General features: G+C 63.6%; 19 protein-coding genes and 1 tRNA gene. 5 read left to right on the top strand and 15 right to left on the bottom strand.

What is annotated here, in order from left to right; all coding sequences use genetic code 11:
- Positions 1 to 176: 176 nt before the first annotated feature.
- From rpoC to AB7G19_RS17405, 10 genes are all read right to left on the bottom strand, one after another.
- Positions 177 to 4373, bottom strand: coding sequence for a DNA-directed RNA polymerase subunit beta' (gene rpoC, locus AB7G19_RS17450; RefSeq protein WP_071912831.1), 4197 nt, complete (start codon positions 4371 to 4373; stop codon positions 177 to 179).
- Between the two features lie 129 nt (positions 4374 to 4502).
- A complete protein-coding gene (gene rpoB / locus AB7G19_RS17445) occupies positions 4503 to 8621 on the bottom strand; it encodes a DNA-directed RNA polymerase subunit beta (protein WP_085405453.1) in 4119 nt (1372 codons plus the stop codon).
- Positions 8622 to 9104: 483 nt separating this feature from the next.
- Complete coding sequence (rplL, locus tag AB7G19_RS17440; RefSeq protein ID WP_028152883.1) at positions 9105 to 9482, bottom strand: 50S ribosomal protein L7/L12; 378 nt, start codon at positions 9480 to 9482, stop codon at positions 9105 to 9107.
- 54 nt (positions 9483 to 9536) lie between these two features.
- Positions 9537 to 10055, bottom strand: a complete 519-nt coding sequence (gene rplJ, locus AB7G19_RS17435) for a 50S ribosomal protein L10 (RefSeq protein WP_283016856.1) — start codon at positions 10053 to 10055, stop codon at positions 9537 to 9539.
- A 584-nt stretch (positions 10056 to 10639) separates the two neighbouring features.
- Entirely contained in the window at positions 10640 to 11593 is a 954-nt protein-coding gene (locus AB7G19_RS17430) for a 2-hydroxyacid dehydrogenase (protein WP_354095861.1), read from the bottom strand.
- Positions 11594 to 11711: 118 nt separating this feature from the next.
- Positions 11712 to 12404, bottom strand: a complete 693-nt coding sequence (gene rplA / locus AB7G19_RS17425) for a 50S ribosomal protein L1 (RefSeq protein WP_014494487.1) — start codon at positions 12402 to 12404, stop codon at positions 11712 to 11714.
- A 6-nt stretch (positions 12405 to 12410) separates the two neighbouring features.
- Entirely contained in the window at positions 12411 to 12839 is a 429-nt protein-coding gene (gene rplK, locus AB7G19_RS17420; protein WP_006611824.1) for a 50S ribosomal protein L11, read from the bottom strand.
- 131 nt (positions 12840 to 12970) lie between these two features.
- Positions 12971 to 13528, bottom strand: a complete 558-nt coding sequence (nusG, locus tag AB7G19_RS17415; protein WP_063982569.1) for a transcription termination/antitermination protein NusG — start codon at positions 13526 to 13528, stop codon at positions 12971 to 12973.
- Positions 13528 to 13719: a preprotein translocase subunit SecE gene (gene secE / locus AB7G19_RS17410; RefSeq protein ID WP_007611620.1), complete on the bottom strand. Its 192-nt coding sequence runs from the start codon at positions 13717 to 13719 to the stop codon at positions 13528 to 13530. The genes nusG and secE overlap by 1 nt, the downstream gene beginning before the upstream one ends.
- 345 nt (positions 13720 to 14064) lie before the next feature.
- Positions 14065 to 14140: transfer RNA gene (locus AB7G19_RS17405), tRNA-Trp, on the bottom strand.
- A 152-nt stretch (positions 14141 to 14292) separates the two neighbouring features.
- Between AB7G19_RS17405 and AB7G19_RS17400 the strand changes: the two genes are divergently transcribed.
- Positions 14293 to 15516, top strand: a complete 1224-nt coding sequence (locus AB7G19_RS17400; protein ID WP_283016858.1) for a serine hydrolase domain-containing protein — start codon at positions 14293 to 14295, stop codon at positions 15514 to 15516.
- A 150-nt stretch (positions 15517 to 15666) separates the two neighbouring features.
- On the opposite strand, the gene AB7G19_RS17395 is transcribed toward AB7G19_RS17400, so the two are convergent.
- The gene (locus AB7G19_RS17395) at positions 15667 to 16434 is read right to left on the bottom strand and encodes an SDR family NAD(P)-dependent oxidoreductase (protein WP_063982568.1); all 768 of its coding nucleotides are present in this window, start codon (positions 16432 to 16434) and stop codon (positions 15667 to 15669) included.
- A gap of 69 nt (positions 16435 to 16503) precedes the next feature.
- Entirely contained in the window at positions 16504 to 17202 is a 699-nt protein-coding gene (locus AB7G19_RS17390; RefSeq protein WP_063982567.1) for a histidine phosphatase family protein, read from the bottom strand.
- A 134-nt stretch (positions 17203 to 17336) separates the two neighbouring features.
- Here AB7G19_RS17390 and AB7G19_RS17385 point away from each other — a divergent pair, with 134 nt between their 5' ends.
- On the top strand, positions 17337 to 18122 hold the full coding sequence (locus AB7G19_RS17385) for an SDR family NAD(P)-dependent oxidoreductase (protein WP_283016859.1): 786 nt from the start codon (positions 17337 to 17339) through the stop codon (positions 18120 to 18122).
- Positions 18123 to 19051: 929 nt separating this feature from the next.
- On the opposite strand, the gene AB7G19_RS17380 is transcribed toward AB7G19_RS17385, so the two are convergent.
- Positions 19052 to 19534, bottom strand: a complete 483-nt coding sequence (locus tag AB7G19_RS17380) for an anthrone oxygenase family protein (protein ID WP_063982566.1) — start codon at positions 19532 to 19534, stop codon at positions 19052 to 19054.
- 94 nt (positions 19535 to 19628) lie between these two features.
- Here AB7G19_RS17380 and AB7G19_RS17375 point away from each other — a divergent pair, with 94 nt between their 5' ends.
- From AB7G19_RS17375 to AB7G19_RS17365, 3 genes are all read left to right on the top strand, one after another.
- Positions 19629 to 20279, top strand: coding sequence for a TetR/AcrR family transcriptional regulator (locus tag AB7G19_RS17375; protein ID WP_063982565.1), 651 nt, complete (start codon positions 19629 to 19631; stop codon positions 20277 to 20279).
- 104 nt (positions 20280 to 20383) lie between these two features.
- The gene (gene argE, locus AB7G19_RS17370; RefSeq protein WP_283016884.1) at positions 20384 to 21571 is read left to right on the top strand and encodes an acetylornithine deacetylase; all 1188 of its coding nucleotides are present in this window, start codon (positions 20384 to 20386) and stop codon (positions 21569 to 21571) included.
- A gap of 168 nt (positions 21572 to 21739) precedes the next feature.
- Positions 21740 to 22042 (top strand): hypothetical protein, encoded by a 303-nt coding sequence (locus AB7G19_RS17365; RefSeq protein WP_208070710.1) that lies wholly within the window; start codon positions 21740 to 21742, stop codon positions 22040 to 22042.
- A 199-nt stretch (positions 22043 to 22241) separates the two neighbouring features.
- Here the strand turns inward: AB7G19_RS17365 and AB7G19_RS17360 are convergent, their stop codons facing one another.
- Positions 22242 to 22868 carry a LysE family translocator gene (locus tag AB7G19_RS17360; RefSeq protein ID WP_354096739.1) on the bottom strand — a complete coding sequence of 209 codons (627 nt, stop codon included), beginning with the start codon at positions 22866 to 22868 and terminating at the stop codon, positions 22242 to 22244.
- A 209-nt stretch (positions 22869 to 23077) separates the two neighbouring features.
- Positions 23078 to 24136 (bottom strand): phosphotransferase family protein, encoded by a 1059-nt coding sequence (locus AB7G19_RS17355; protein ID WP_247307454.1) that lies wholly within the window; start codon positions 24134 to 24136, stop codon positions 23078 to 23080.
- Between the last annotated feature and the right edge of the window lie 86 nt (positions 24137 to 24222).

Below are 24222 nucleotides of genomic sequence, written 5' to 3'. Positions count from 1 at the left end.
CCGGCCCTGCCCCCGTCACGGGACCACCGGTCTAACTTCCCTTAGCAGAAGCGCTTTTGCGCCTGAAGGAAAGATGAACAAAGGTTGATCCTGCACCGCAACAGGCAAACAAAGCAGCAAAAAGGCCGGCTTGCGCCGGCCTTTTCATTGTCCTCGGTATTCCTACGGATGAAGCATTATTCCGCAGGAGGCAGCGCAGGAAGCTCCGCTTCCGGCGCGGGCGACACGACGGCCGCCTGCTTCTCGCGCTCGTCCAGGATCAGCTTGTCGCGCTTCATCGCGACTTCGCGGATCTTGGCCATGGAGGCGCCGGTGCCCGCCGGGATCAACCGGCCGACGATGACGTTCTCCTTGAGGCCTTCGAGCGGATCGACCTTGCCGTTGACCGCCGCTTCCGTGAGGACGCGGGTGGTCTCCTGGAACGAGGCCGCCGAGAAGAAGGAGCGGGTCTGAAGGCTCGCCTTGGTGATGCCGAGCAGAACCGGCGTTCCCGTAGCGATCTTCTTGCCCTCTTCCTTCGCCTTCTCGTTGAGCGCGTCGAACTCGATCTTGTCGACCTGCTCGCCGGAGATCATGTCCGTGTCGCCCTGGTCGGTGACTTCCACCTTCTGGAGCATCTGACGGACAATCACCTCGATGTGCTTGTCGTTGATGAGCACGCCCTGGAGCCGGTAGACCTCCTGGATCTCGTTGACCAGATAGGCCGCGAGCTCCTCGATGCCCTTGACCGCCAGGATGTCGTGCGGCGCCGGGTTGCCTTCGACGATGAAGTCGCCCTTTTCGACGACGTCGCCGTCCTGAAGGTGGATGTGCTTGCCCTTCGGGATCAGGTACTCGCGTGCCTCGTCGGTCTTGTCCATCGGCTCGATCGAGATGCGACGCTTGTTCTTGTAGTCGCGTCCGAACCGGATGGTGCCCGAGATTTCGGCGATGATCGCCGCATCCTTCGGACGCCGTGCCTCGAACAGTTCCGCCACCCGCGGCAGACCGCCGGTGATGTCACGCGTCTTGGCGCTTTCGGTCGAGACACGGGCGAGGATGTCGCCCGTATTGACCTTGGCTCCGACGTCGACCGAGAGAATGGCGTCGACCGACAGCATGTAGCGGGCATCGCCGCCACGGGCGAGCTTGAGCACCTTGCCGTCCTTGCCCTTGACCACGATGGCCGGACGGAGGTCCGCGCCGCCGCGGGTCGAGCGCCAGTCGATGACCACGCGCTTGGCGATACCGGTGGCCTCGTCGAGCGTTTCCGAGATCGACTGCCCCTCGACCAGATCCTCGAAGCCGATGGTACCTTCGACTTCGGTGAGCAGCGGACGGGTGTAGGGATCCCACTCGACGATGCGCTGGCCGCGCTTGACGGTGTCGCCCTCGTCGACGTGCAGGCGCGAACCGTACTGGATACGGTGCGTCGCACGCTCGGTGCCGTCGGCATCGACGATCGCGATCACCATGTTGCGGACCATCGCGACCAGGTGACCTTCGCTGTTGCGGGCGATGGCCTTGTTCCGGATCACGATCTTGCCGTCGAAGTTGGATTCGACGAACGACTGCTCGTTGAGCTGCGCCGCACCACCGATGTGGAAGGTGCGCATGGTCAGCTGGGTGCCGGGCTCGCCGATCGACTGCGCCGCGATGACGCCGACGGCTTCACCGTGGTTGACCGGCGTGCCGCGGGCGAGGTCGCGGCCGTAGCACATGCCGCAGATGCCGTTGACGAGCTCGCAGGTCAGTGCCGAGCGGATCTTCACCTCCTGCACGCCACCCTGGTGGATGGCATCCAGATGGCTCTCTTCCATCAGCGTACCGCGCTTGATGATCACCTTGCCCGAGCTGTCACGCACGTCTTCGCAGGCCGTACGGCCGAGGATGCGCGAGCCGAGCGAGGCAACCACGGTGCCGGCATCGACGATGGCGCGCATCTTGATGCCGAGCTTGGTGCCGCAGTCGTTCTGCGTGATGATGCAGTCCTGCGCCACGTCGACGAGACGACGGGTCAGGTAGCCCGAGTTCGCGGTCTTCAACGCGGTGTCCGCGAGGCCCTTACGGGCACCGTGGGTCGAGTTGAAGTACTCGAGCACCGAGAGGCCTTCCTTGAAGTTCGAGATGATCGGCGTCTCGATGATCTCACCCGACGGCTTGGCCATCAGGCCGCGCATGCCGGCGAGCTGGCGCATCTGGGCCGGCGAACCGCGGGCACCGGAGTGAGCCATCATGTAGATCGAGTTGATGTCGGCATCCGCCCCGCTCGCCGTCTTCTTGGTCGAGGAGATCTCCTTCATCATCGCCTTGGCGATTTCTTCCGTGGCCTTCGACCAGGCGTCGACGACCTTGTTGTACTTCTCGCCATGGGTGATCAGACCGTCGTTGTACTGCTGCTCGAAATCCTTCGCCAGCGTACGGGTGGTGTCGACGATCTTCCACTTGGAGTGCGGCACGACCATGTCGTCCTTGCCGAACGAGATGCCGGCCTTGAACGCGTTGTAGAAGCCGAGCGCCATGATGCGGTCGCAGAAGATCACAGTCTCCTTCTGGCCGCAGTGACGGTAGACTTGGTCGATCACGCCCGAGATTTCGCGCTTGGTCATCAGCTTGTTGATGATCTCGTACGAAATCCGCGGGTTCTTCGGCAGCAGGTTGCCGAGCATGACGCGACCCGCGGTGGTCTCGATCCAGCGCGTCGAGACCTTGCCGGTCTCGTCCATGCCCTGCCACCGATACTTGATCTTGGTGTGGAGGTGGATGACCTTCGCGTGCAGCGCGTGCTCGAGCTCGGCCATGTCGCCGAAGATCTTGCCCTCGCCGGGCAGGCCTTCACGCATGATCGAGACGTAGTAGAGACCGAGCACGATGTCCTGCGACGGCACGATGATCGGCTGGCCGTTCGCCGGATGCAGGATGTTGTTGGTCGACATCATCAGGACGCGCGCTTCCAGCTGCGCCTCGAGCGACAGCGGAACGTGCACGGCCATCTGGTCGCCGTCGAAGTCGGCGTTGAACGCGGCGCAGACCAGCGGATGCAGCTGGATCGCCTTGCCCTCGATCAGCACGGGCTCGAACGCCTGGATGCCGAGACGATGCAGCGTCGGTGCGCGGTTGAGCAGCACCGGATGCTCGCGGATGACCTCGTCCAGGATGTCCCAGACCTCGGGCCGCTCCTTCTCGACCAGCTTCTTCGCCTGCTTCACGGTGGTGGACAGGCCCTTGGCGTCAAGCCGCGAGTAGATGAACGGCTTGAACAGCTCGAGCGCCATCTTCTTCGGCAGGCCGCACTGATGCAGGCGCAGCTCGGGACCGACCACGATCACCGAACGGCCCGAATAGTCGACGCGCTTGCCGAGCAGGTTCTGACGGAAGCGACCCTGCTTGCCCTTGAGCATGTCGGCGAGCGACTTCAGCGGACGCTTGTTGGCGCCCGTGATGACGCGGCCGCGGCGGCCGTTGTCGAACAGCGCATCGACCGCTTCCTGAAGCATGCGCTTCTCGTTGCGGATGATGATGTCCGGCGCGCGCAGCTCCATCAGCCGCTTCAAGCGGTTGTTGCGGTTGATGACGCGGCGGTAGAGGTCGTTGAGGTCCGAGGTCGCGAAGCGGCCGCCGTCCAGCGGCACCAGCGGACGCAGGTCCGGCGGGATCACCGGAACCACGGTCATGATCATCCATTCCGGCTTGTTGCCGGAGTGGCGGAACGCTTCCACGATCTTCAGGCGCTTGGCGAGCTTCTTGTGCTTGATGTCGGAGTCGGTCTCCTGCATCTCGAGGCGCAAGGTGGCTTCGAGCTTCTCGAGGTCCATGCCCTTGAGCAGCTCGCGGATCGCTTCCGCGCCGATCATGGCGGTGAAGGAATCCTGGCCGTACTCGTCCTGTGCCTTCAGATACTCGTCTTCCGACAAGAGCTGACGGTCCTTCAGCGCGGTGAGACCCGGCTCGAGCACGACGTAATATTCGAAATAGAGGATCCGCTCGAGATCCTTCAGCGTCATGTCCAGCAGAAGGCCGATGCGCGAGGGCAGCGACTTCAGGAACCAGATGTGCGCGACGGGGGCTGCGAGCTCGATATGGCCCATGCGCTCGCGCCGGACGCGCGACAGCGTGACCTCGACCGAGCACTTCTCGCAGATGATGCCCTTGTACTTCATGCGCTTGTACTTGCCGCACAAGCACTCGTAGTCCTTGATCGGCCCGAAGATGCGGGCGCAGAACAGGCCGTCGCGCTCGGGCTTGAAGGTACGGTAGTTGATGGTCTCCGGCTTCTTGATCTCGCCGTAGGACCAGGACAGAATCTTCTCAGGAGACGCGATCGAAATCCGGATCTGGTCGAAGACCTGAGCCGGAGTCGTCGGGTTGAAGAGATTCATAATTTCTTGGTTCATCGTCTTCTCCTCGCGTGCCGGTCGCCTACGGCCGCAAATTCGAAAATCACTCAATCGGGGCGCCCTGCCCTCAAGGCCTCGGGAGGGGCGCCGATGCCCGGCCGTGAAGGCCGGGCATGAAAGGTCGTATTACTCGGCTGCTTCCGACGTCGGCGCCGGTCCCACCTTGGAGTTGTGCAGGTCGACGTTGAGGCCGAGCGAGCGCATTTCCTTGACCAGCACGTTAAACGATTCCGGAATACCGGCCTCGAACGTGTCGTCGCCGCGGACGATCGCCTCGTACACCTTGGTACGGCCGGCGACGTCGTCCGACTTGACCGTCAGCATCTCCTGGAGCGTGTACGCCGCGCCGTAAGCCTCGAGCGCCCACACTTCCATTTCGCCGAAGCGCTGGCCACCGAACTGCGCCTTGCCGCCCAGCGGCTGCTGGGTGACGAGCGAGTACGGACCGATCGAACGCGCGTGGATCTTGTCGTCCACGAGATGGTGCAGCTTGAGCATGTAGATGTAGCCCACCGTCACCTTGCGATCGAAGGCATCGCCGGTACGGCCGTCATAGACGGTCGACTGACCCGAAGCGTCGAGACCGGCAAGCTTCAGCATCTCCTCGATGTCGGCTTCCTTGGCGCCGTCGAACACCGGCGTCGCGATCGGCACGCCGCGGCTCAGATTGTGACCAAGCTCGATCAACTCGTTGTCGTTGAGCGACTTGATCGTCTCGTCCTCGCCGTAGACCTTCTTCAAGGTTTCCTTCAGCGGCTTGATGTCCTGCTTCGACAGATAGGCATCGACCGTCTGGCCGATACGCTTGCCGAGGCCGGCGCAAGCCCAGCCGAGATGGGTCTCGAGGATCTGTCCGACGTTCATGCGCGAGGGCACGCCGAGCGGATTGAGCACGATGTCGGCATGCGTACCGTCTTCGAGGAACGGCATGTCCTCGATCGGCACGATCTTCGACACCACGCCCTTGTTCCCGTGGCGGCCGGCCATCTTGTCGCCGGGCTGGATCTTGCGCTTCACCGCGACGAAGACCTTGACCATCTTCATCACGCCGGGCGGCAGTTCGTCACCGCGCTGAAGCTTCTCGACCTTGTCGAGGAAGCGCTGTTCCAGCCCCTTCTTCGACTCGTCGTACTGCTTCCGCATGGCCTCGATCTCGGCCATCAGCTTGTCGTTCGGCGAAGCGAACAGCCACCACTGCGACTTCGGGTACTCCTCGAGCACCGCACGGGTGATCTTGGTGTCCTTCTTGAAGCCCTTCGGGCCCGCAATGCCCTGCCGTCCCTCGAGGAGCTCGGCAAGACGGTTGTAGACGTTGCGGTCCAGGATCGCCTGCTCGTCGTCGCGGTCCTTGGCCAGACGCTCGATCTCTTCCCGCTCGATCGCCAGCGCACGCTCGTCCTTGTCGACGCCGTGACGGTTGAACACGCGCACTTCCACGATCGTGCCCTGCACGCCCGGAGGAACGCGCAGCGAGGTGTCGCGAACGTCGGAGGCCTTTTCGCCGAAGATGGCGCGCAGAAGCTTTTCTTCCGGCGTCATCGGGCTTTCGCCCTTCGGCGTGATCTTGCCGACCAGGATGTCGCCGGCGCGCACTTCCGCGCCGATGTAGACGATACCGGCTTCGTCGAGGTTCTTCAGCGCTTCTTCCGAGACGTTCGGAATGTCGCGGGTGATTTCCTCAGGGCCGAGCTTGGTGTCGCGGGCCATCACCTCGAACTCCTCGATGTGGATCGAGGTGAAGACGTCTTCCTTCACGATCCGCTCGGAGAGCAGGATCGAGTCTTCGAAGTTGTAGCCGTTCCACGGCATGAACGCGACCAGCACGTTGCGGCCGAGCGCGAGCTCACCGAGATCGGTCGACGGACCGTCGGCGATGATGTCGCCCTTCTTGACGATGTCGCCGACCTTCACCAGCGGACGCTGGTTGATGCAGGTCGACTGGTTGGAGCGCTGGTACTTCATCAGACGGTAGATATCGACGCCCGACTTGGTCGGATCGAGATCTTCCGTGGCGCGGATGACGACGCGGGTCGCGTCGATCTGGTCGATCACGCCCGACCGGCGCGCCGCGATCGCGGCACCCGAGTCACGCGCAACCACGCCTTCCATGCCGGTGCCGACGAACGGCGCCTCGGCACGAACCAGCGGCACCGCCTGGCGCTGCATGTTCGAGCCCATCAGCGCGCGGTTGGCGTCGTCGTTCTCGAGGAACGGGATCAGCGCCGCGGCGACCGAAACGAGCTGCTTCGGCGACACGTCCATGTAGTCGACCTTGTCCGGCGTCACCGGCAAGACTTCGCCGGCGTGACGGCAGACCACGAGATCCTCGGTGAAGCGGCCCTTCGGGTCGAGCGGCACGTTGGCCTGCGCGACCGTGTAGCGGCCCTCTTCCATCGCCGAGAGGTACACGACCTCGTCGGTGACGCGACCGTCCTTGACCTTGCGGTACGGCGTCTCGACGAAGCCGTACTTGTTCACGCGCGCGAAGGTCGCGAGCGAGTTGATCAGGCCGATGTTCGGACCTTCCGGCGTCTCGATCGGGCAGATGCGGCCGTAATGCGTCGGATGCACGTCGCGCACCTCGAAGCCGGCGCGCTCGCGGGTCAGACCGCCCGGTCCAAGCGCCGACAGGCGGCGCTTGTGGGTGATCTCCGACAGCGGGTTGGTCTGGTCCATGAACTGCGAGAGCTGTGAGGAGCCGAAGAACTCGCGCACGGCGGCAGCCGCCGGCTTCGCGTTGATCAGGTCCTGCGGCATGACCGTGTCGATGTCGACCGAGGACATGCGCTCCTTGATCGCGCGCTCCATGCGCAGCAGGCCGATGCGGTACTGGTTCTCCATGAGCTCGCCGACCGAGCGCACACGGCGGTTGCCGAGATGATCGATGTCGTCGATCTCGCCCTTGCCGTCGCGCAAATCCACCAGCGTCTTGATGACGGAGAGGATGTCTTCCTTGCGCAGCGTACGCTGGGTGTCGGGCGCATCGAGGTCGAGGCGCATGTTCATCTTGACGCGGCCGACCGCGGACAGGTCGTAGCGCTCGGCGTCGAAGAACAGCGACTGGAACATCGCCTGCGCCGAATCCAGCGTCGGCGGCTCGCCCGGACGCATCACGCGGTAGATGTCGAACAGCGCGTCCTCACGCGTCATGTTCTTGTCGGCCGAGAGCGTGTTGCGGATGTAGGCGCCGACATTGACGTGGTCGATGTCGAGCAGCGGCAGCTCCTTGTAGCCCTGCTCGTTGAGGGCCTTCATCGACTTGTCGGTGATCTCTTCACCGGCTTCCGCGTGGATCTCACCGGTCTTCGGGTTGACGAGGTCCTCGGCGAGATAGTTGCCGACGAGCTCCTCATCGGACAGCCGCAGCGCCTTCAGGCCCTTCTCCTGCATCTGACGCGCACCGCGCACGGTGAGCTTCTTGCCGGCCTCGAGCACGACCTTGCCGGTGTCGGCGTCGATCAGGTCGTTGATGGTCGAGTAGCCGCGGAAACGGTTGGCGTCGAACGGAACGCGCCAGCCTTCCTTGGTCCGCTTGTAGAGAATCTTCTTGTAGAACGTGGACAGGATCGCCTCGCCGTCGAGGCCGAGCGCGAACATCAGCGACGTCACCGGAATCTTGCGGCGACGGTCGATACGCGCATAGACGATGTCCTTGGCATCGAACTCGATGTCGAGCCAGGAGCCGCGATACGGGATGACGCGGGCGGCGAACAGCAGCTTGCCCGAGGAATGGGTCTTGCCCTTGTCGTGGTCGAAGAACACGCCGGGCGAACGGTGCATCTGCGAGACGATGACGCGCTCGGTGCCGTTGACGATGAAGGTGCCGTTCATCGTCATGAGCGGGATGTCGCCCATGTAGACGTCCTGCTCCTTGATGTCCTTCACCGACTTCGCACCGGTTTCCTCGTCGATATCGAACACGATGAGGCGCAGCGTCACCTTGAGGGGTGCCGCGAAGGTCATGCCGCGCTGGCGGCACTCGTCGACGTCATATTTCGGCTGTTCGAACTCGTAGCGGACGAATTCCAGCATCGAGGTGCCCGAGAAGTCGGAGATCGGGAACACCGAGCGGAACACCGCCTGCAGGCCCTCGTCGAGACGCCCGCCCACGGGTTCGTCGACCATCAGGAACTGGTCATAGGACGCCTTCTGAACCTCGATGAGGTTCGGCATCTCGGCGACTTCCTTGATGTGTCCGAAGAACTTGCGAACGCGTTTGCGACCGGTGAATGTCTGCTGCGCCATCGTGGCCTCTCATTTCGTCGCCCGCTCCGGGCGCGCCGTCCAGGACGCGGTTGCCACCGCTCCCCGGGTTGAATTTTTCGAACCCGCCTTGGGGACCAAAAATCCAGTTTCAGGCCGTCATGTCCTGAATCTGTTCTTCAGACCTTCAAAACGCAAAACGACGCGCGGGGCGCATAGGCACGCCCGCCCGTCACAACGATTGTCTTCACGGACTGCAAAAGCCCGAAATAGCCTGCTCTCCCAACGGCTTACAGGGAATCCGGCATCCCTGCCCACCGCGCTTTCGTGCTGTCGAACCGATATGGGGCGACAATAGTCGAGATTCGAGGGGTTAACCTTCAAATCCCAACACTTTTTCGTGTTCGGCCTGCGTCGGAGCGTTCCGTCGCACGTCTTTTGCATCTGGCCCGCCCCTTTTGGGGATGGACCAGGATCCCGGGCCTCGCATGATGCGCGCCCCGGGATCCGGCCAGTAAGCGTTGCTTACTTGAGCTCGACCTTCGCGCCAGCCTTCTCGAGCTGGACCTTGATCTTCTCGGCTTCGTCCTTGTTCACGCCTTCCTTGACAGGCTTCGGCGCGCCCTCGACGAGGTCCTTTGCTTCCTTCAGGCCCAGGCCGGTGATGGCGCGGACTTCCTTGATGACCTCGATCTTCTTGTCGCCGGCGGCGGCAAGAACGACCGTGAACTCGGTCTTCTCTTCGGCCGGAGCGGCGGCAGCGCCACCACCAGCCGGGCCGGCCACGGCGACAGCCGCGGCAGCCGAAACGCCCCACTTCTCTTCGAGGAGCTTCGCGAGTTCGGCAGCTTCGAGCACGGTGAGGCTCGAGAGGTCGTCAACGATCTTCTGCAAGTCAGCCATTGTTCAGTTTCCTTGAGTGTATGTCTGGTTCGGGTTTGAGTTTTGCGAAGGGCGTCAGGCCGCTTCGCCCTTTGAGGCATGAGCCTGGATTACGCGCGCGAGCTTGCCCGCGGGCGCATTGGCGAGCTGAGCGATCTTGGTCGCCGGGGCCACAAGAAGGCCGACGATCTTGGCGCGCAGTTCATCAAGCGACGGCAGCGAGGCAAGTGCCTTCACGCTGTCGACATTCAGGACGGTCTTTCCCATCGAGCCGCCAATGATGACGAACTTTTCGTTCGTCTTGGCGAATTCGACGGCGACCTTCGGCGCCGCTACCGGATCGTCCGAAGTGGCGATCACGGTCGGTCCCTTCAGCATGGGGCCGATGGCAACGACGTCAGTGCCTTCAAGAGCAATTTTGGCGAGACGGTTCTTCGAGACCTTCACCGAGGCGCCAGCCTGCTTCATCTGCATACGCAGCTTCTGCATCTGGGCAACGGTCAGGCCGGAATATTGAGCAACGACCGCGACGCTCGTGGTCTTGAAGACCCCATTGAGCTGTTCGACCGCTTCCTTTTTTGCCGCTCGTTCCACAGCAAGCTCTTTCCGGTTGGCGGTCATCGCAAGAAGCGGGACCGCCGGGTTGCACCCATCGTCCCACCCAAAACCTGAACCTCGGGGCCAAAACCCCTTGGACACGCGCCGGGCGAGACGACAATTCAAAGCCTGCCCTCCGGGAGCCCTTAAGGCCCACGGCGTGTCGAGGTCCGAACCAGACCCGTTTCGCAAGCCAGCCGTTAAAGCTGGGCGCGAAGTGAAATCCGGTCTTCACCCGTCTATGCAGGCCATGCGATTAAGCCGTTGAGAAATCGAAATTTCCCGCGGGCGCCTGCAGTCTTGGACAGGACAAGGTCAGCCGGCGAACCGCCCGACCCCTGCCCGCACTCCACCAACCGACGGGTTTTCCTTCCTTTTCGGGCAAATCCTCACGGACGTCCTGAAAAGGAATGATCTCCTGTCTTGTCGGGTTTTCGGAATGCGTGCACGAACGCGCCAGCCGAGGCCGGCACGTCCGGAAGCGGTTCTTTAACCGCTCGGAGCCCGCTTGCCAAGAGCAAAATTCACACCAGTTCCAATCGACTGGCGGCAGGGCTTGAGACGGCCCGACAAGGGCCGATTCAGGCCGATTTGACCCCGTATGGCAGCGGCTTGCCCGCGAAGAATGCCGTCAGGTTCGCCAGCACGCAGTTCTGCATGGCGACGTGTGATTCGAGGGTGTGGCCGCCGATATGCGGGGCGAACACGACGTTGGGGAGCGCGGTCAGCGCGTCGGGGGCGTGCGGTTCCTTCTCGTAGACGTCGAGGCCTGCGCCAGCGATGGTCTTGTCGGAGAGCGCAGCGACCAGGGCCTTCTCGTCGATCACCGAGCCGCGGGAGATGTTGACGACGTAGCCGTGCTCCCCGAGTCGCTTGAGGATATCGGCGTTGACGACGTGCTGGGTCTCGGCCCCTGCCCGGACCGCGATCATCAGCACGCTGCACCAGTCGGCGAGCGCCTCCAGCGTCGGGAAATATTGATAGGGCAGATCGTATTTGGTGCGGCTGAAATAGCCGACCTCGCTCTCGAAGGCGGCGCAGCGCGCCGCGATCTTGCGGCCGATCTCGCCCATGCCGTAGACGCCGATACGGCGGCCGGGCATGCCGGCCTGCGGCCGCATCATCGGCGACTGCTTTGAGCCGGCCCAATCGCCGCTGCGGACATATTGGTCGGCGACCAGGATCCGCCGCGTCGTCGCCAGCATCAGGGTCATCGCGATGTCGGCGACGGAAGCCGCATTGGCGCCGGGGCTGTGGCCGACCGCGATGTTGCGCGCAACGGCCGCCTGCAGGTCGACGCCGTCATAGCCGGTGCCGTAGCAGACAATGGCGCCGAGTTTTGGGAACAGGTCCATCGCCTCAGCCCCGAGCGGCGAGCCGCCGGCGGTGAGCATCGCGCGGATGCCGCCGAGCTCATCGGCCGAAAACACCTCGCGCGCCGGCTTGCCGCCGGTGTCGAGCAGTTCGAACCGCTCGGCGAAACGCGCCATCATCGTCTTCGGGAAGCGCGAGTAGATCAGGACCTTGTCAGCCATTTTTTCTTGTTTCCGGGTTCTTGCTTCCGATGAACGCCACAAACGACGAGGGGCGGAATCGGTTGCCCAATTCCGCCCCTCGCCTCATGCAATTTCCAAACCTCAGCCGAGGCAAGCCTTAACCGAGAATGGTGCCCGGCTCGACCTTCACGCCGGGGCCCATCGTCGAGGACACCGCAACGCGCTGGATGTAAGTGCCCTTGGAGCCAGCCGGCTTCGCCTTCGAGACAGCATCGGCCAGGGCCTTGATGTTCTCGACCAGCTTCTCCTCGGAGAACGAGGCCTTGCCGACGCCGGCCTGCAAAATGCCGGCCTTCTCGACGCGGAACTCGACCGAGCCGCCCTTGGCACCCTTCACCGCACCGGTGACGTCCATGGTCACGGTGCCGATCTTCGGGTTCGGCATCAGGCCGCGCGGGCCGAGCACCTTACCGAGACGGCCGACCAGCGGCATCATGTCGGGGGTGGCGATGCAGCGGTCGAAATCGATCGAGCCGTTCTGCACCTTCTCGACCAGGTCCTCGGCACCGACGACGTCGGCACCAGCAGCCTTGGCTTCGTCAGCCTTGGCGCCGCGGGCGAACACGCCGACGCGGAGCGTACGGCCGGTGCCGTTCGGCAGGGTCACGACGCCGCGGACCATCTGGTCGGCGTGACGCGGATCGACGCCGAGATTGATCGCGACCTCGATGGTCTCGTCGAACTTCGCCTTGGCGCGTTCCTTGACCATCTTGATGGCGTCCGCGAGCGGGTAAAGCTTTTCGCGGTCAACACCTTCGCGGGCTTTGTTCAAACGCTTTCCGATTGCCATGACCGCTTACCCCGCCACTTCCAGACCCATCGAACGGGCAGAGCCCTCGACCATCTTCATGGCCGACTCGATGGAGTCGCAATTGAGATCCTTCATCTTCTTCTCGGCGATCTCGCGCACCTGCGCCTTGGTCACCTTGCCGGCCTTGTCGCGGCCCGGCGCCTTCGAGCCGGACTGGATCTTGGCGGCCTGCTTGAGGAAGAAGGACATCGGGGGCGTCTTCATCTCGAACGTGAACGAACGATCGGCGTAGATCGTGATCACGACGGGAATCGGGGTGTTCTTCTCTTCCTTCTGGGTCTGGGCGTTGAACGCCTTGCAGAACTCCATGATGTTGAGACCGCGCTGACCAAGCGCGGGACCGATCGGGGGCGAAGGATTCGCCGCACCGGCCGGGACCTGAAGCTTCAGGTATCCGGTCACTTTCTTTGCCATGTATCACTCCTGTTGTGCCGGCAGGGCCAGCGGTTTCAGGTTCGTGGTCTGGGTCGGATGCGGCTGGCAACCGCCCTCTCCCTCCCACGGCCTCTTGCTAGCGTGAGACCGAAGCCTCACGCCTCAATCGATCAGACCTTCTCGACCTGACCGAATTCCAGTTCGACCGGCGTGGCGCGGCCGAAGATCGACACCGCGACCTTCACGCGCGAGCGCGCCTCGTCGATTTCCTCGACCACACCCGAGAACGAGGCGAACGGGCCATCGGCCACGCGCACGTTCTCGCCGATCTCGAACGACACCGACGCCTTCGGCCGTTCCACGCCCTCCTGCACCTGGTGCAGGATGCGCATGGCCTCGGCTTCCGAGATCGGCATCGGCTTGTTCTCGGCGCCGAGGAAGCCCGTGACCTTCGGGGTGTTCTTGATCAGATGAAACGCCTCGTCGGTCAGCTTCATCTTCACCAGCACGTAGCCCGGGAAGAACTTGCGCTCGGCGTCGATCTTGCGGCCGCGGCGCACTTCCGTGACCTTCTCGGTCGGAACCAGCACCAGCTCGAACAGCTCCTCGAGCCCGCGCTGCTTGGCCTGCTCGCGGATCGATTCGGCGACCTTCTTCTCGAAGTTCGAGTAGGCGTGGACGATGTACCAGCGCTTGTCGGTCGATTGGGTTGCAGCGGCTGTTGCCATCAGTGAATGCCCAAAAGGAAGGTGATGAGGTAACGGATGATCTGGTCGGCGGCGAAGAAGAAGATCGAGGCCACGGCGACCATCACGAACACCATGATGGTGGTGATCGTGGTCTCACGACGGGTCGGCCAGGTGACCTTGGCGGTCTCCGAGCGCACTTCCTGCAAAAACTTGAACGGGCTGACTGCCATCGTTTGATGTCCAACGTCCGTCGACAGACGCGAATGAATTTCAGGGATCCGAACAGCCGCCGTTGGCCCAGCCCTCTGTCTTGAAGGATGAGCCGGGAAACCGGGCTCGATTGTTCGGGGATTTCAAAGCCGCGCCGGAAATCCGCGTTTAACGGGCCGGCTGCGAGTGCGGGGTAGATACTGCGGATGGGGCCAAAGGTCAAGGTGTGGGCTGGCCGGGACACGCGCGGCCGAGGCCAGCGGAGCCGATCCGGATCAAGGGCTTACCCGGTCCGCATGATCCACGGTCCGAGCTTGTCGGCCCGCCGCCATCCTGCCTGTCGATCCTGATTGTCCGGGATTAGCTGGCAGGAGTGGCAGGGCTCGAACCTGCGACCCCCGGTTTTGGAGACCGGTGCTCTACCAATTGAGCTACACTCCTACGGACCCTCGCGTCGCCACGCGGATCAGGGGCGCTTTCAAGCACAGGGGACGGCCGGATTGCAAGGGTGAAGCGCGCTGGCTTCGCTTGTTTGTGCCGCGCCTTCTGGGCCACAGTTCATTCCCGATAATAATGTGCCCCCGGGAGTGAACATGACTGCCACAGCCGCCGCCCAAGCCGCCACCGCGCCGAAAACCCCGCCTTTGCCCGAGGCCAGGCCGGAAACGCTGGGCCTGTCGCGCCCTCGCCTGCAGGCGATGTCGGACGCCTTCAAACGCGAGATCGACAAGGGAACCATTCCCGGGGTGACCGTGCTGGTGGCCCGGCGCGGCCAGGTCGGCTGGTTCGAGGCGCTCGGCAAGCAGAGCCCGGTGGGGGCCGCGCCGATGGCGCTTGATTCGATCTTCCGGATCTTCTCGATGACCAAGCCGATCGTCTCGGTCGGGATCATGGCACTAGTCGAGGATGGCCACCTCCTGCTCGCCGATCCCGTCGCCAAGTTCATTCCGGAGTTCGCCAACCAGAAGGTCGGCGTGGTCAGCGGCGGCAAGCTGGAACTGGTTCCGCCCCGGCGGCCGATGACGGTGCAGGACCTGCTCCGCCACACCTCTGGTCTCACTTATGAGCACCAGGGCGACGGCCCCGTGCACAAGCTCTACCAGGAGTCCCGCGTCCGCAGCCGCAAGATCACCAATGCCGAGCATGCCGCGCTGGTGGCAAGCTTCCCGCTGGTCTGCCATCCCGGCGACGAGTTCAACTACAGCCGCTCCACCGACATCCTCGGCCGCATCATCGAGGTCGTCAGCGGCAAGTCGCTCGGCGCGTTCCTCACCGAGCGCATCCTCGCGCCGCTGCAGATGACTGAAACCGCCTTCTCCACCAGCGAAGCCAATGCCGGCCGGCTCGCTCAGCCGTTCGAAGCCGATCCCTGGACCGGCGACAAGGTCGCGCTGTTCAACATGCTCGAGCAGCCGGTGATGGAGTCCGGCGGCGGCGGCCTGGTCTCGACCACGATGGACTATGCCCGCTTCGCGCTGATGCTGCGCAACGGCGGCACGCTCGACGGCAACAGGATCATCGGCCGCAAGACGCTGGAGCTGATGGCATCCGATCACCTCGGACCGCACGTTGTGACCAACGGCACACTGCTGTCGCCGGGCCACGGCTTCGGCCTCGGCTTCGCCGTGCGCCGCGAGGCCGGCATCGCGCCGTTCCCCGGCAGCGTCGGCCAGTATTTCTGGAGCGGCATTGCGGGAACGTTCTTCTGGATCGACCCGAAGGAGGATCTATTCGTCGTGTTTATGTCGCAGGGACCGGGGCAGCGCGACCACACGCGGACGCTGGTGCGGGACCTGGTTTACGCGGCGGTGGATTGAGGTCCGCTCTCGTGCACCGGACGCGATGCAGCGCGTAGCGGTGCGTCGCAGAGCCGGGGCCCATGCCTCCGCGATCTCGAACGCCGCCTTCTGGGTCCCGGCTCTGCGGAGCAGCGTTTCACGCTGCACCGCGTCCGGGACACAAGACCATCAACTAATCGTCGCGCCGCCGTCGATCACCATGGTCTGGCCGGTCATGAAGTCGCCGGCCTTCGAACCCAGGAACACCGCGGCGCCGGCGATCTCGTCGGGGATGCCGATGCGCAGCAGCGGCGAGCGCGAGGTCGAGGCCTTCAAATTCTCCGGATTGTCCCACAGTGCCTTGGCAAAATCGGTCTTGATCAGGCCGGGCGCGATGCAGTTCACGCGGATGTTGTGCTTGCCGTACTCGCAGGCGAGGTTGCGCGCGAGCTGCATGTCGGCGGCCTTGGAAATCGCGTAGGCGCCGAGGATGGTCGAGCCCTTCAGGCCGCCGATCGAGGAGACGATGATCACCGAGCCGTCCTTGCGCTCGATCATCTGCGGCACCACCATCGAGATCAGCCAGTTGTTGGCGACGATGTTGTTGTCGAGGATCTTCCGGAACTGATCGTCGGAGATGCCGGCGAGCGGGCCGTAATACGGGTTCGACGCGGCGTTGCAGACCAGCACGTCGATCTTGCCGAAGGCGCGGTTGCTCTCATCGATGAGGTTTTGCAGATTTTCCTTCGACGAGATGTTGGCGGCGATCGCGACCGCCGTGCCGTTGCCGAACTTGTCGTTGATGCCCTTCGCAACCTGGTCGCAGACATCGGCCTTGCGCGAGGAGATCACGACCTTGGCGCCGTGCTCGGCCATGCGCTCGGCGATCGCCAGCCCGATACCGCGCGTCGAGCCGGTGATGACGGCGACTTTCCCCTTCATGTCGAACAAGGTCATGGTTTCCTCCCAGATTATGGTTTGATTGACTTGAAGCTTACGCCGTGTCCGCGCGCGCGGCCAACGGTATCAGGCGAGCTTCTTGACTTCCGGCCCCGCCAGCTGATGCATCTCGGCGTGCGCGTCATCAGCGATCCACGGCTGCTGGTTGACCATCGGCAGTCGCCAGACCGAGCGTTCGGGGCTTGAGAAATAATCGAGCCGCGTGATCGACACATTGTCGATGTCGAACGACAGGGCCCGCTCTACCTGGCCGTCGAGTGCGAGGCCGATCGCCGCCTTGATGGTGCCGCCATGCGCGACCGCGATCACATCCTGCCCGGCCGCCTCGTTGTTGATCCGCTCGACGGTGCGGCGCGTGCGGTTGTAGAGATCCATGAAGCTTTCGCCGCCGGGCGCGGGCTCGTTGATGTCGGCGAACCAGCTCGAGCCGACGGGGCGGCTGGCGATGAACTGGGCGCGGTTCATGCCCTGCCAGCGTCCGAGATTCTGTTCGGCCAGGTCTGCTTCCCATTTCATCGATGCGGGCCTTGGGAAGCCGGCCGCCCAGATCGCTTCCGCGGTCTGGTGGGTGCGCATCAGATTGCTCGAATACCAAACCGCCTTGCGTGGCAGCACCTTGGCAACAGCGTTGAACACGTAGGTGTCGCTGGTGTCGCAGGCGAGATCGCTCTGGCCGTAAATGTTGCCGCCGTCATTGCGCACCGGCGCATGACGGACCCACCACCACCGCGTCGTGACCACTTTGGGCTTGTCTGTGCCTGTCATCGAAACTCTTCCATCCCGTGTGATGTCGCTGTACGTCAGGTGTGAACGTGTCTCAAGACACTTTACCGTTTGAAATCTTGTTTGAAATTCCGTTGCGCGGCAAGCGTCGCGCAGCATACCAAAGGGAGAAACGCATGGGCCGTCTGCAAGGCAAATCCGTCATCATCACCGGCGCCGGCAGCGGCATCGGCCGCGCCGCCGCACTCCTCTTCACCAGGGAAGGCGCCAAGCTGATCGCGGTTGACCGCACCGAGGCGGTGAAGGAGACCGTCGACGAGGTGAAGAAGGCCGGCGGTGTCGCGGAAGCCATGGTGGCCGACGCGGGCTCCGAAAAGGACGTCATGGCCGTCATCGACAAGGCGGTGAAGACGCATGGCCGGCTCGACGTGATCTGGGCCAATGCCGGCGTCTCCGGCGGGCTCGTGCCGCTCGGCGAGCAGACCGTGGAACAGTGGCAGGAGGTGCTGCGCGTCAACCTGATCGGCCCGTTCCTCGCGGTGAAGCATTCGATGCCGCACATGGTGAAGCAGCAATCCGGCGCGATCGTGCTCACGGCGTCCGTCGCGGGCCTCAAGGCCGGCGCCAGCGGACATCCCTATGCGGCGAGCAAGGCCGGCGTGATCAGCCTGGTGCAGACCACGGCGTATTCGCTCACCGGCACCGGCGTGCGCATCAACGCGGTCTGCCCGGGCCTGATCGAGACCGGCATGACCAAACCGATCTTCGACCGCGCCAAGGAGCGCGGCACCCAGAACAAGATCGGCCAGCTCAATCCGTTGAAGCGCCCCGGCCAGCCGCACGAGCTCGCGGCGATGGGGCTGTTCCTGGCCAGCGACGAAGCATCGTATGTCAACGGCCAGGCGTTCCCGGTTGACGGTGGTTTGACGGCGTCGATGCCGTATACGGGCAAGCCGGTTTAGCACGCGCTCTCTCGCATCCCGGACGCGCTGCGTCCGGGATGCGAGACCGGAGTTTTGGCGCGCAACTGCCTCAACATCGTCATTGCGAGCGCAGCGAAGCAATCCAGAATCCCTCTGCGGAGGCAGTCTGGATTGCTTCGTCGCAAGAGCTCCTCGCAATGACGGAGTGTGGGGGGACACGGCCGCTTCATCATACGCATCTTCATTGCGGACACACCCTCGCATCCTCGCGGCTTGCTTCGCCCGAGCTTTGCTTGGTCGCCTCACCCCCAATTGAAAGAGGGCGCAGGGAAGGCCGGGAGCCGGCTGGCTCCCATTGTCCGCTATGCCATGAGTAGTTTGCGCTACAATGCACAGCGGGTAACAGGGCAACCGGAGCATCCCGGCCTTCCCTGCGCAGTGGTTGGAACGGCTTATGTCGTGCTCTCCCCGGGGAGCGATGCACTATTGCCCCCGTCGCCGTTGCTGATGGCTGATGCGCATGCCCGGTCGGGCTGCCACATCACCGCAAGACTTGGCGCACAGACCCCGGGCGCCAGGACGACACGATTTGGCCGTACGCCGATCACATCTGTCGTTGGCGCGAGGTCTTCGCTCACGGTCGCCCGCCCTGCGAAGCTTTTCGTGCCGATGTGACCTGCGTCCACCGCCGCCCGGCCCGCGTTCGTGACGATCGCGATACGCCCCTCTTCCTTGGGCCGGGTTGCGGCAACAGATACGCCGTTTCCGAATTTCGGTAAAGTGGAATATTTTGGCGAGTACACATTGACCGAGAGTTTGAGTGTTTTGCCCGACGGGCAACGCAAGGTCTTGTAGACTGGAGATCTTGTAGCCCGGATGGAGCGAAGCGTAATCCGGGGTTTGCGCCCCCCGGACATAGTGGCCCCGGATTTCGCTTCGCTCCATCCGGGCTACGATGCCGATTTGGCCTACGAAGCCAGCGCTGCGACAAACAACCCGCTCGCGACCACCGACGCAACCGTCCGCACGTGGTTCCAGAACGTCCAGTCCTTCAGATACGCCGCCCACACCGCGCCAGCCTCCGGCGCGGACGGCTGCAACGCGGCGAGCGCGTTGTTGAGCGGGACGTTGAACACCATCGTCACCACGAACATCCCGATGACATAGAGGCCGCCGCCGGCGATCATGCTCACTGCCCCCGGCTCGCTGACGCGCAACGTACCCATCACCACCAGCGCCGCGCCTGCTACCGTCGTGCCGAGAAACAGCGGCATGAACAGCGAGCGCACGATGTCGACATTGATCGCGTTCATCGCCGCGATGCCGGCCGCCTGGCCGAGCCGGCCGAACGCGGCCATGATGAAGGTCGAGAAGGCGAAATAGATTCCGGCCATGAGGCCGCAGCCGATCGCCGAAAACCAGAGCAGTCCGGTCGTGAAACCCTGCCACATGCCGCAGCTCCCTATAATACGATAAACTCTCGTATTTGATAAATGCGATAAACTCTCTTATTTGTGACGTCAAGCGCGGATGGCGGGAACCAGGATGCCGGAACGGAAAAGCAGGACGGACAAGACGACGCACGCGGCCGCGCGACGCACGCCGCTGGTGCCGACGCAGGAGCGAAGCCGCGAACGCTTCGACCGCATCCTGACCGCTGCGGCCGAGATTCTCACCGAGAAAGGCAGCGACGCCTTCCGGATGAGCGACATCGTCGAGCGCACCGGCATCGCGTTCGGCTCGCTCTATCAATATTTTCCGGACAAGAGCACGGTGATCGGGACGCTCGCCGAGCGGTGCAATGTCATCGGCCGCGAATGCGTCCAGCGCGACCTCGCCGAGATGAAGAAGCTATCCGACCTGCACGCTGCTCTGTGCCGCATCACCGACGGCTATGACCAGATGTTCCGCGAGCATCCCGTGATGCATCACATCTGGCAGGCGACGCAAGCCGACCGAAGCTTGCAGAAGATCGACGAGGAGGATGTGGCCTTTCTCGCCGGCCTCTTGCGCGAGGCGCTCAAGCGCGTCGCGCCGAAACAGCCCGCCGCCGCCCTCACCTCCTTCTCGCAACTGGCGATGATCCAGATCGCCGCCGCGGTTCGTCACGCCATCGCCTTGCCGCCGGCGGAGGCGCGGCGTACGCTCGAGCTGTTCAAGCGAATGCTGCCGAAAGATCTCTCCGCGCTCGGCTGAGGTTCAGCGAAAGCACCCTTCGCGATCCGATTTGCCCGAACCGCCACTCCGTTGGTATGTTTCGTGCAGGCGGCGAAGCCATCCTCCATCTCATGAACGAGACAATGCCCAACCCGATTTTCCCGAGTTCACGACCCGATCGCATTCGCAACCTCCTCGCCGACCTCGTCGGCTTCGACACCGTCAGCGACCGCACCAATCTGCCCTTGATTGCCCATATCGAGAGCTATCTCGCTTTCCTCGGTGTCAAGGGCGAGCGCATCGTCGACGACACCGGCCAGAAGGCCTCGCTCTGGGTCACCATCGGACCGGAGGACCGTCCAGGCCTCGTGCTGTCGGGACACACAGACGTCGTGCCGGTCGTGGGCCAGGACTGGAGCCACGATCCGTTCAAGCTGGTCGAGCGCGACGGCAAGCTCTACGGCCGCGGCACCACCGACATGAAGGGTTTTGTCGCGGTGTGCCTCGCCATGGTGCCGGAGATGCTGGAAGCGAAGCTGACGACGCCGATCCATCTCGCCATCTCCTATGACGAGGAGATCGGCTGCGTCGGCGTGCGGCCGATGCTGCGCGAGGTCGCGAAGAAGAAGATCAAGCCGCTCGGCGCCTTCATCGGCGAGCCGACCGAGATGAAGGTCATCATCGGCCACAAGGGCAAGCACGGCGTGCGCGCGACATTCCGTGGTCTCGCCCGCCACTCCTCGATCGCGCCCGACGGCGTCAACGCGATCGAATACGCGGCCGAGCTGATCACCGAAATCCGTCGCCGTGCCGTGAAGCTTGCGGCCGCGCGATCGAATGACAGCCTCTACGACGTTCCGCATTCGACGCTGCTCACCAGCATCGTGCATGGCGGCGCCGCGCTGAACATCGTGCCCGATACCTGCACGGTGGATTTCGAATGCCGCGGCATCGGCATCACCGAGTCGCGCGAGGTGACGGATGCGATCGTCGCCTGGGCCAGGGCCGAGCTCGGGCCGGAGATGAAGGCGAGACATCCGGAGTGCGGCATCGATTTCGAGGAGATCCTTGATTATCCCGCGCTCGACACGGCGGCCGACGCCGCCATCGTCACACTGGCAAAAAGCCTCGCCGGCCGCAACGACCACGCCAAGGTCGCCTTCGGCACCGAGGCGAGCCTGTTCGCCAGCATGGCGGATATCCCGTCGGTGGTGATCGGCCCCGGCGCGATCGCGCAAGCGCATACGCCCGACGAGTTCGTGGCGATGGCGGAGCTGGAGAAATGCGCAGGCTTCGTGGAAAGGCTGATCGCGCATTGTGTGAAGGGCTGACCCGTAGGGTGGGTTAGCTTAGCGCAGCGTAACCCGCCACTTCTGTTGCGCCGTGCGAATGGCGGACAACGATGCGCCTTTGCCCACCCTGCGGGAGCTGATTTGCCCGACAGGCAAGGCTCCCTTCTGCTAGGCTCCAGACTCTCGCCTAACCGAAGGGAGAACTCCATGAAGGCCATCGCACTGGGCGCACTCGGGGCCGCGCTGGTTGCGGCCGCCGCTCCCGCCGCGCCGCTCAACGCAACGACGATCGGCTCTGCCGAAATCTCCGACGTCGACCAAGTCGGTCTGATCTGCAACGAGTATTATGGACGCTGCTGGCGGACCCGGGGACGCTATGTCCTGCGCTACTTTGACGACCCCAGCTACTTCCCCGGCAGGGGCTACAACTACTACGCCGGTCCCGGCTATTACGATCGCGGATACGGCGGCTACTACGTCGGACCGAGGTTCACCATTCGCGCCCGGTAGCAGGCCAATCACCATCAGAGCGGCGCTCGACGCCGTCGCGTCGAAGAAGAAGGGCATGAACAGCGAGCGCAGGATGTCGACATTGATGGCATTCATCGCCGCAACCGTTCAGAGCGTAGCCCGCATGAGCGTTAGCAACATGCGGGACCGCCGTCCCGGGTGTCGCTGCGCTCACCCGGGCTACGGGAGCACGCGTTCCTCATCGCTCCTGCAACGCCAGCCGCACGCCGACAGCGCAGTAGATGGTCCCGACCACCTTGCCCTGCCATTTCACCACGGCCGGATGGCGGCGCAGGAGATTGCCCAGACGACCGGCGCCGACGGCGAACACCACGGTGCTGACGAGACCCAGCAGCACGAAGACGATGCCGAGGATCGCAAGCTGAAGTGCGATCGAACCGTGCTCCGGCCTCACGAATTGCGGCAGGAACGCAAGGAAGAACAGCGCGGTCTTGGGATTGAGCACTTCGGTCAGCACGGCCTGCCGGAAGGCCCGGCCCGCGCCGATCGCGGGCGCGCCGCCGTTCGGCTCGACCGGCGCCTTGTCGAGCATCGCGCGAAAGCCGAGATAGATCAGGAACGCAGCGCCCGCATATTTAACGATGCTGAACAGCAGCGCAGAGGTCGCGATGATCGCCGAAAGACCGACGATCGCCATCGAAGTGTGGATCAAGTCACCGGCCGCAATCCCCGCGCCGGTCGCGATGCCGACCTTCGTTCCCGAGCTAACCGCGCGCGCCATGGTGAGCAGCGTCGCAGGCCCGGGAATGAAGACAAAACCGAGTACGATGAGGATGTAGGTGATGAGGGTGGCGTGATCGATCATGTGGCTGGCCGTTCTTTCACTGATGTCGCGACGACAGCGGTGTCATGCCCCAGCTTGACCGGCGCATCCAGTACGCCGCCGCTCCTCTGCGTCCACGCGCTGTCTCTGGGATACTGGATTGCCCGCTTTCGCGGGCAATGACACCGAAAGTGTGGAGACGGCGAACCACAAAGCGAAAAGGCGCGGCCATCAGCCGCGCCTTTGTGGGTCTAGACCGCGCCCGCCTTCTGCGCGTACTCCCACGACGCCTTCGACAGCGGCACGGTGCGCTTGGCGGACTCCAGCGCCTTGGCGTTGGCGGCGGTGCCGTCGCGGACGCGGCCGGCGATGCCTTGGGTGATGCCGGCGAGGCGGAACAGGTTGTAAGCAAAATACCAGTTGAGATCGGGCACCGTCATCTTGGTGACGTTGCAATAGATCTGCGCGGCCTCTTCCACGCTTGGGATGTTGAGCGCCTTGAGGTCGGCGCCGTCAAGGCCCGGCATGATCCACTGCATCAGGAGATAGGTGAAGTCGGCCATGGGATCGCCGAGCGTCGACAGCTCCCAATCGAGCACGGCCTGCACGCGCGGTTCCGTCGCGTGGAAAATCATGTTGTCGAGGCGATAGTCGCCGTGGACGATCGAGACGCGCGCCTGCTCCGGCACGGTTTTGGGCAGCCATTCGGCGACCTTCTCGAACTCCGGAATGTGCTGCGTCTCGGACGCCCGGTACTGCTTGGTCCAGCGGTCGATCTGCCGCGCGAAATAGTTGCCGGGCTTGCCGAACTCGCCGAGGCCGATCGCTACGGGATCGTACATGTGGAGTTTTGCCAGCGTCTCGATCTTGCTGGTGAATATCTTGCGGCGGTCCTCCGGCGTCTGGCTCGGCAGCGTCGGATCCCAGAACACCCGGCCGTCTTCCATCGACATGATGTAGAAGGCCGCGCCGATGATGCTGTCGTCCTGGCACAGCGCGTAGGCGCGCGCGACCGGAAAACCCTGCTTTCCAAGGGCTGCGATGACGCGATATTCGCGATCGACCGCGTGCGCCGACGGCAGCAATTTGCCGAACGGCTTGCGGCGCATCACGTAGGAGCGGTTCGGCGTGTTGAGCCGGTAGGTCGGATTGGACTGGCCGCCCTTGAACTGGAGGACAACCAGCGGGCCCTCATAGCCTTCGACGTTGTCGCGCATCCAGGCTTCGAGCCGCATCTCGTCGAAGCGATGACGCTCCTCGACCGGCTTGGTGCCCGAGAATTCTTCGTCTTTCCTGACGCCGTCAGCCACGATGACGCTCCCTCTTCAGTCCGAACATGATCCTAATCGGTAACCGCTGACGCACTTGCGTCAAGCGGTCACCGAATGCGGATCAG

Source organism: Bradyrhizobium sp. 215_C5_N1_1, from assembly GCF_052075935.1.
Taxonomy (GTDB): domain Bacteria; phylum Pseudomonadota; class Alphaproteobacteria; order Rhizobiales; family Xanthobacteraceae; genus Bradyrhizobium; species Bradyrhizobium barranii.
The sequence above is the reverse complement of the archived record's forward strand: the minus strand, read 5'-3'. Positions and strand labels throughout refer to the sequence as shown.

Bases quoted from the DNA above. Each gene is read 5' to 3' on its own strand.
- rpoC (WP_071912831.1), bottom strand. From the start codon at position 4,373: ATGAACCAAGAAATTATGAATCTCTTCAACCCGACGACTCCGGCTCAG.
- rpoB (WP_085405453.1), bottom strand. From the start codon at position 8,621: ATGGCGCAGCAGACATTCACCGGTCGCAAACGCGTTCGCAAGTTCTTC.
- rplL (WP_028152883.1), bottom strand. From the start codon at position 9,482: ATGGCTGACTTGCAGAAGATCGTTGACGACCTCTCGAGCCTCACCGTG.
- AB7G19_RS17430 (WP_354095861.1), bottom strand. From the start codon at position 11,593: ATGGCTGACAAGGTCCTGATCTACTCGCGCTTCCCGAAGACGATGATG.
- rplA (WP_014494487.1), bottom strand. From the start codon at position 12,404: ATGGCAATCGGAAAGCGTTTGAACAAAGCCCGCGAAGGTGTTGACCGC.
- rplK (WP_006611824.1), bottom strand. From the start codon at position 12,839: ATGGCAAAGAAAGTGACCGGATACCTGAAGCTTCAGGTCCCGGCCGGT.
- nusG (WP_063982569.1), bottom strand. From the start codon at position 13,528: ATGGCAACAGCCGCTGCAACCCAATCGACCGACAAGCGCTGGTACATC.
- secE (WP_007611620.1), bottom strand. From the start codon at position 13,719: ATGGCAGTCAGCCCGTTCAAGTTTTTGCAGGAAGTGCGCTCGGAGACC.
- AB7G19_RS17400 (WP_283016858.1), top strand. From the start codon at position 14,293: ATGACTGCCACAGCCGCCGCCCAAGCCGCCACCGCGCCGAAAACCCCG.
- AB7G19_RS17395 (WP_063982568.1), bottom strand. From the start codon at position 16,434: ATGACCTTGTTCGACATGAAGGGGAAAGTCGCCGTCATCACCGGCTCG.
- AB7G19_RS17390 (WP_063982567.1), bottom strand. From the start codon at position 17,202: ATGACAGGCACAGACAAGCCCAAAGTGGTCACGACGCGGTGGTGGTGG.
- AB7G19_RS17385 (WP_283016859.1), top strand. From the start codon at position 17,337: ATGGGCCGTCTGCAAGGCAAATCCGTCATCATCACCGGCGCCGGCAGC.
- AB7G19_RS17380 (WP_063982566.1), bottom strand. From the start codon at position 19,534: ATGTGGCAGGGTTTCACGACCGGACTGCTCTGGTTTTCGGCGATCGGC.
- AB7G19_RS17375 (WP_063982565.1), top strand. From the start codon at position 19,629: ATGCCGGAACGGAAAAGCAGGACGGACAAGACGACGCACGCGGCCGCG.
- argE (WP_283016884.1), top strand. From the start codon at position 20,384: ATGCCCAACCCGATTTTCCCGAGTTCACGACCCGATCGCATTCGCAAC.
- AB7G19_RS17365 (WP_208070710.1), top strand. From the start codon at position 21,740: ATGAAGGCCATCGCACTGGGCGCACTCGGGGCCGCGCTGGTTGCGGCC.
- AB7G19_RS17360 (WP_354096739.1), bottom strand. From the start codon at position 22,868: ATGATCGATCACGCCACCCTCATCACCTACATCCTCATCGTACTCGGT.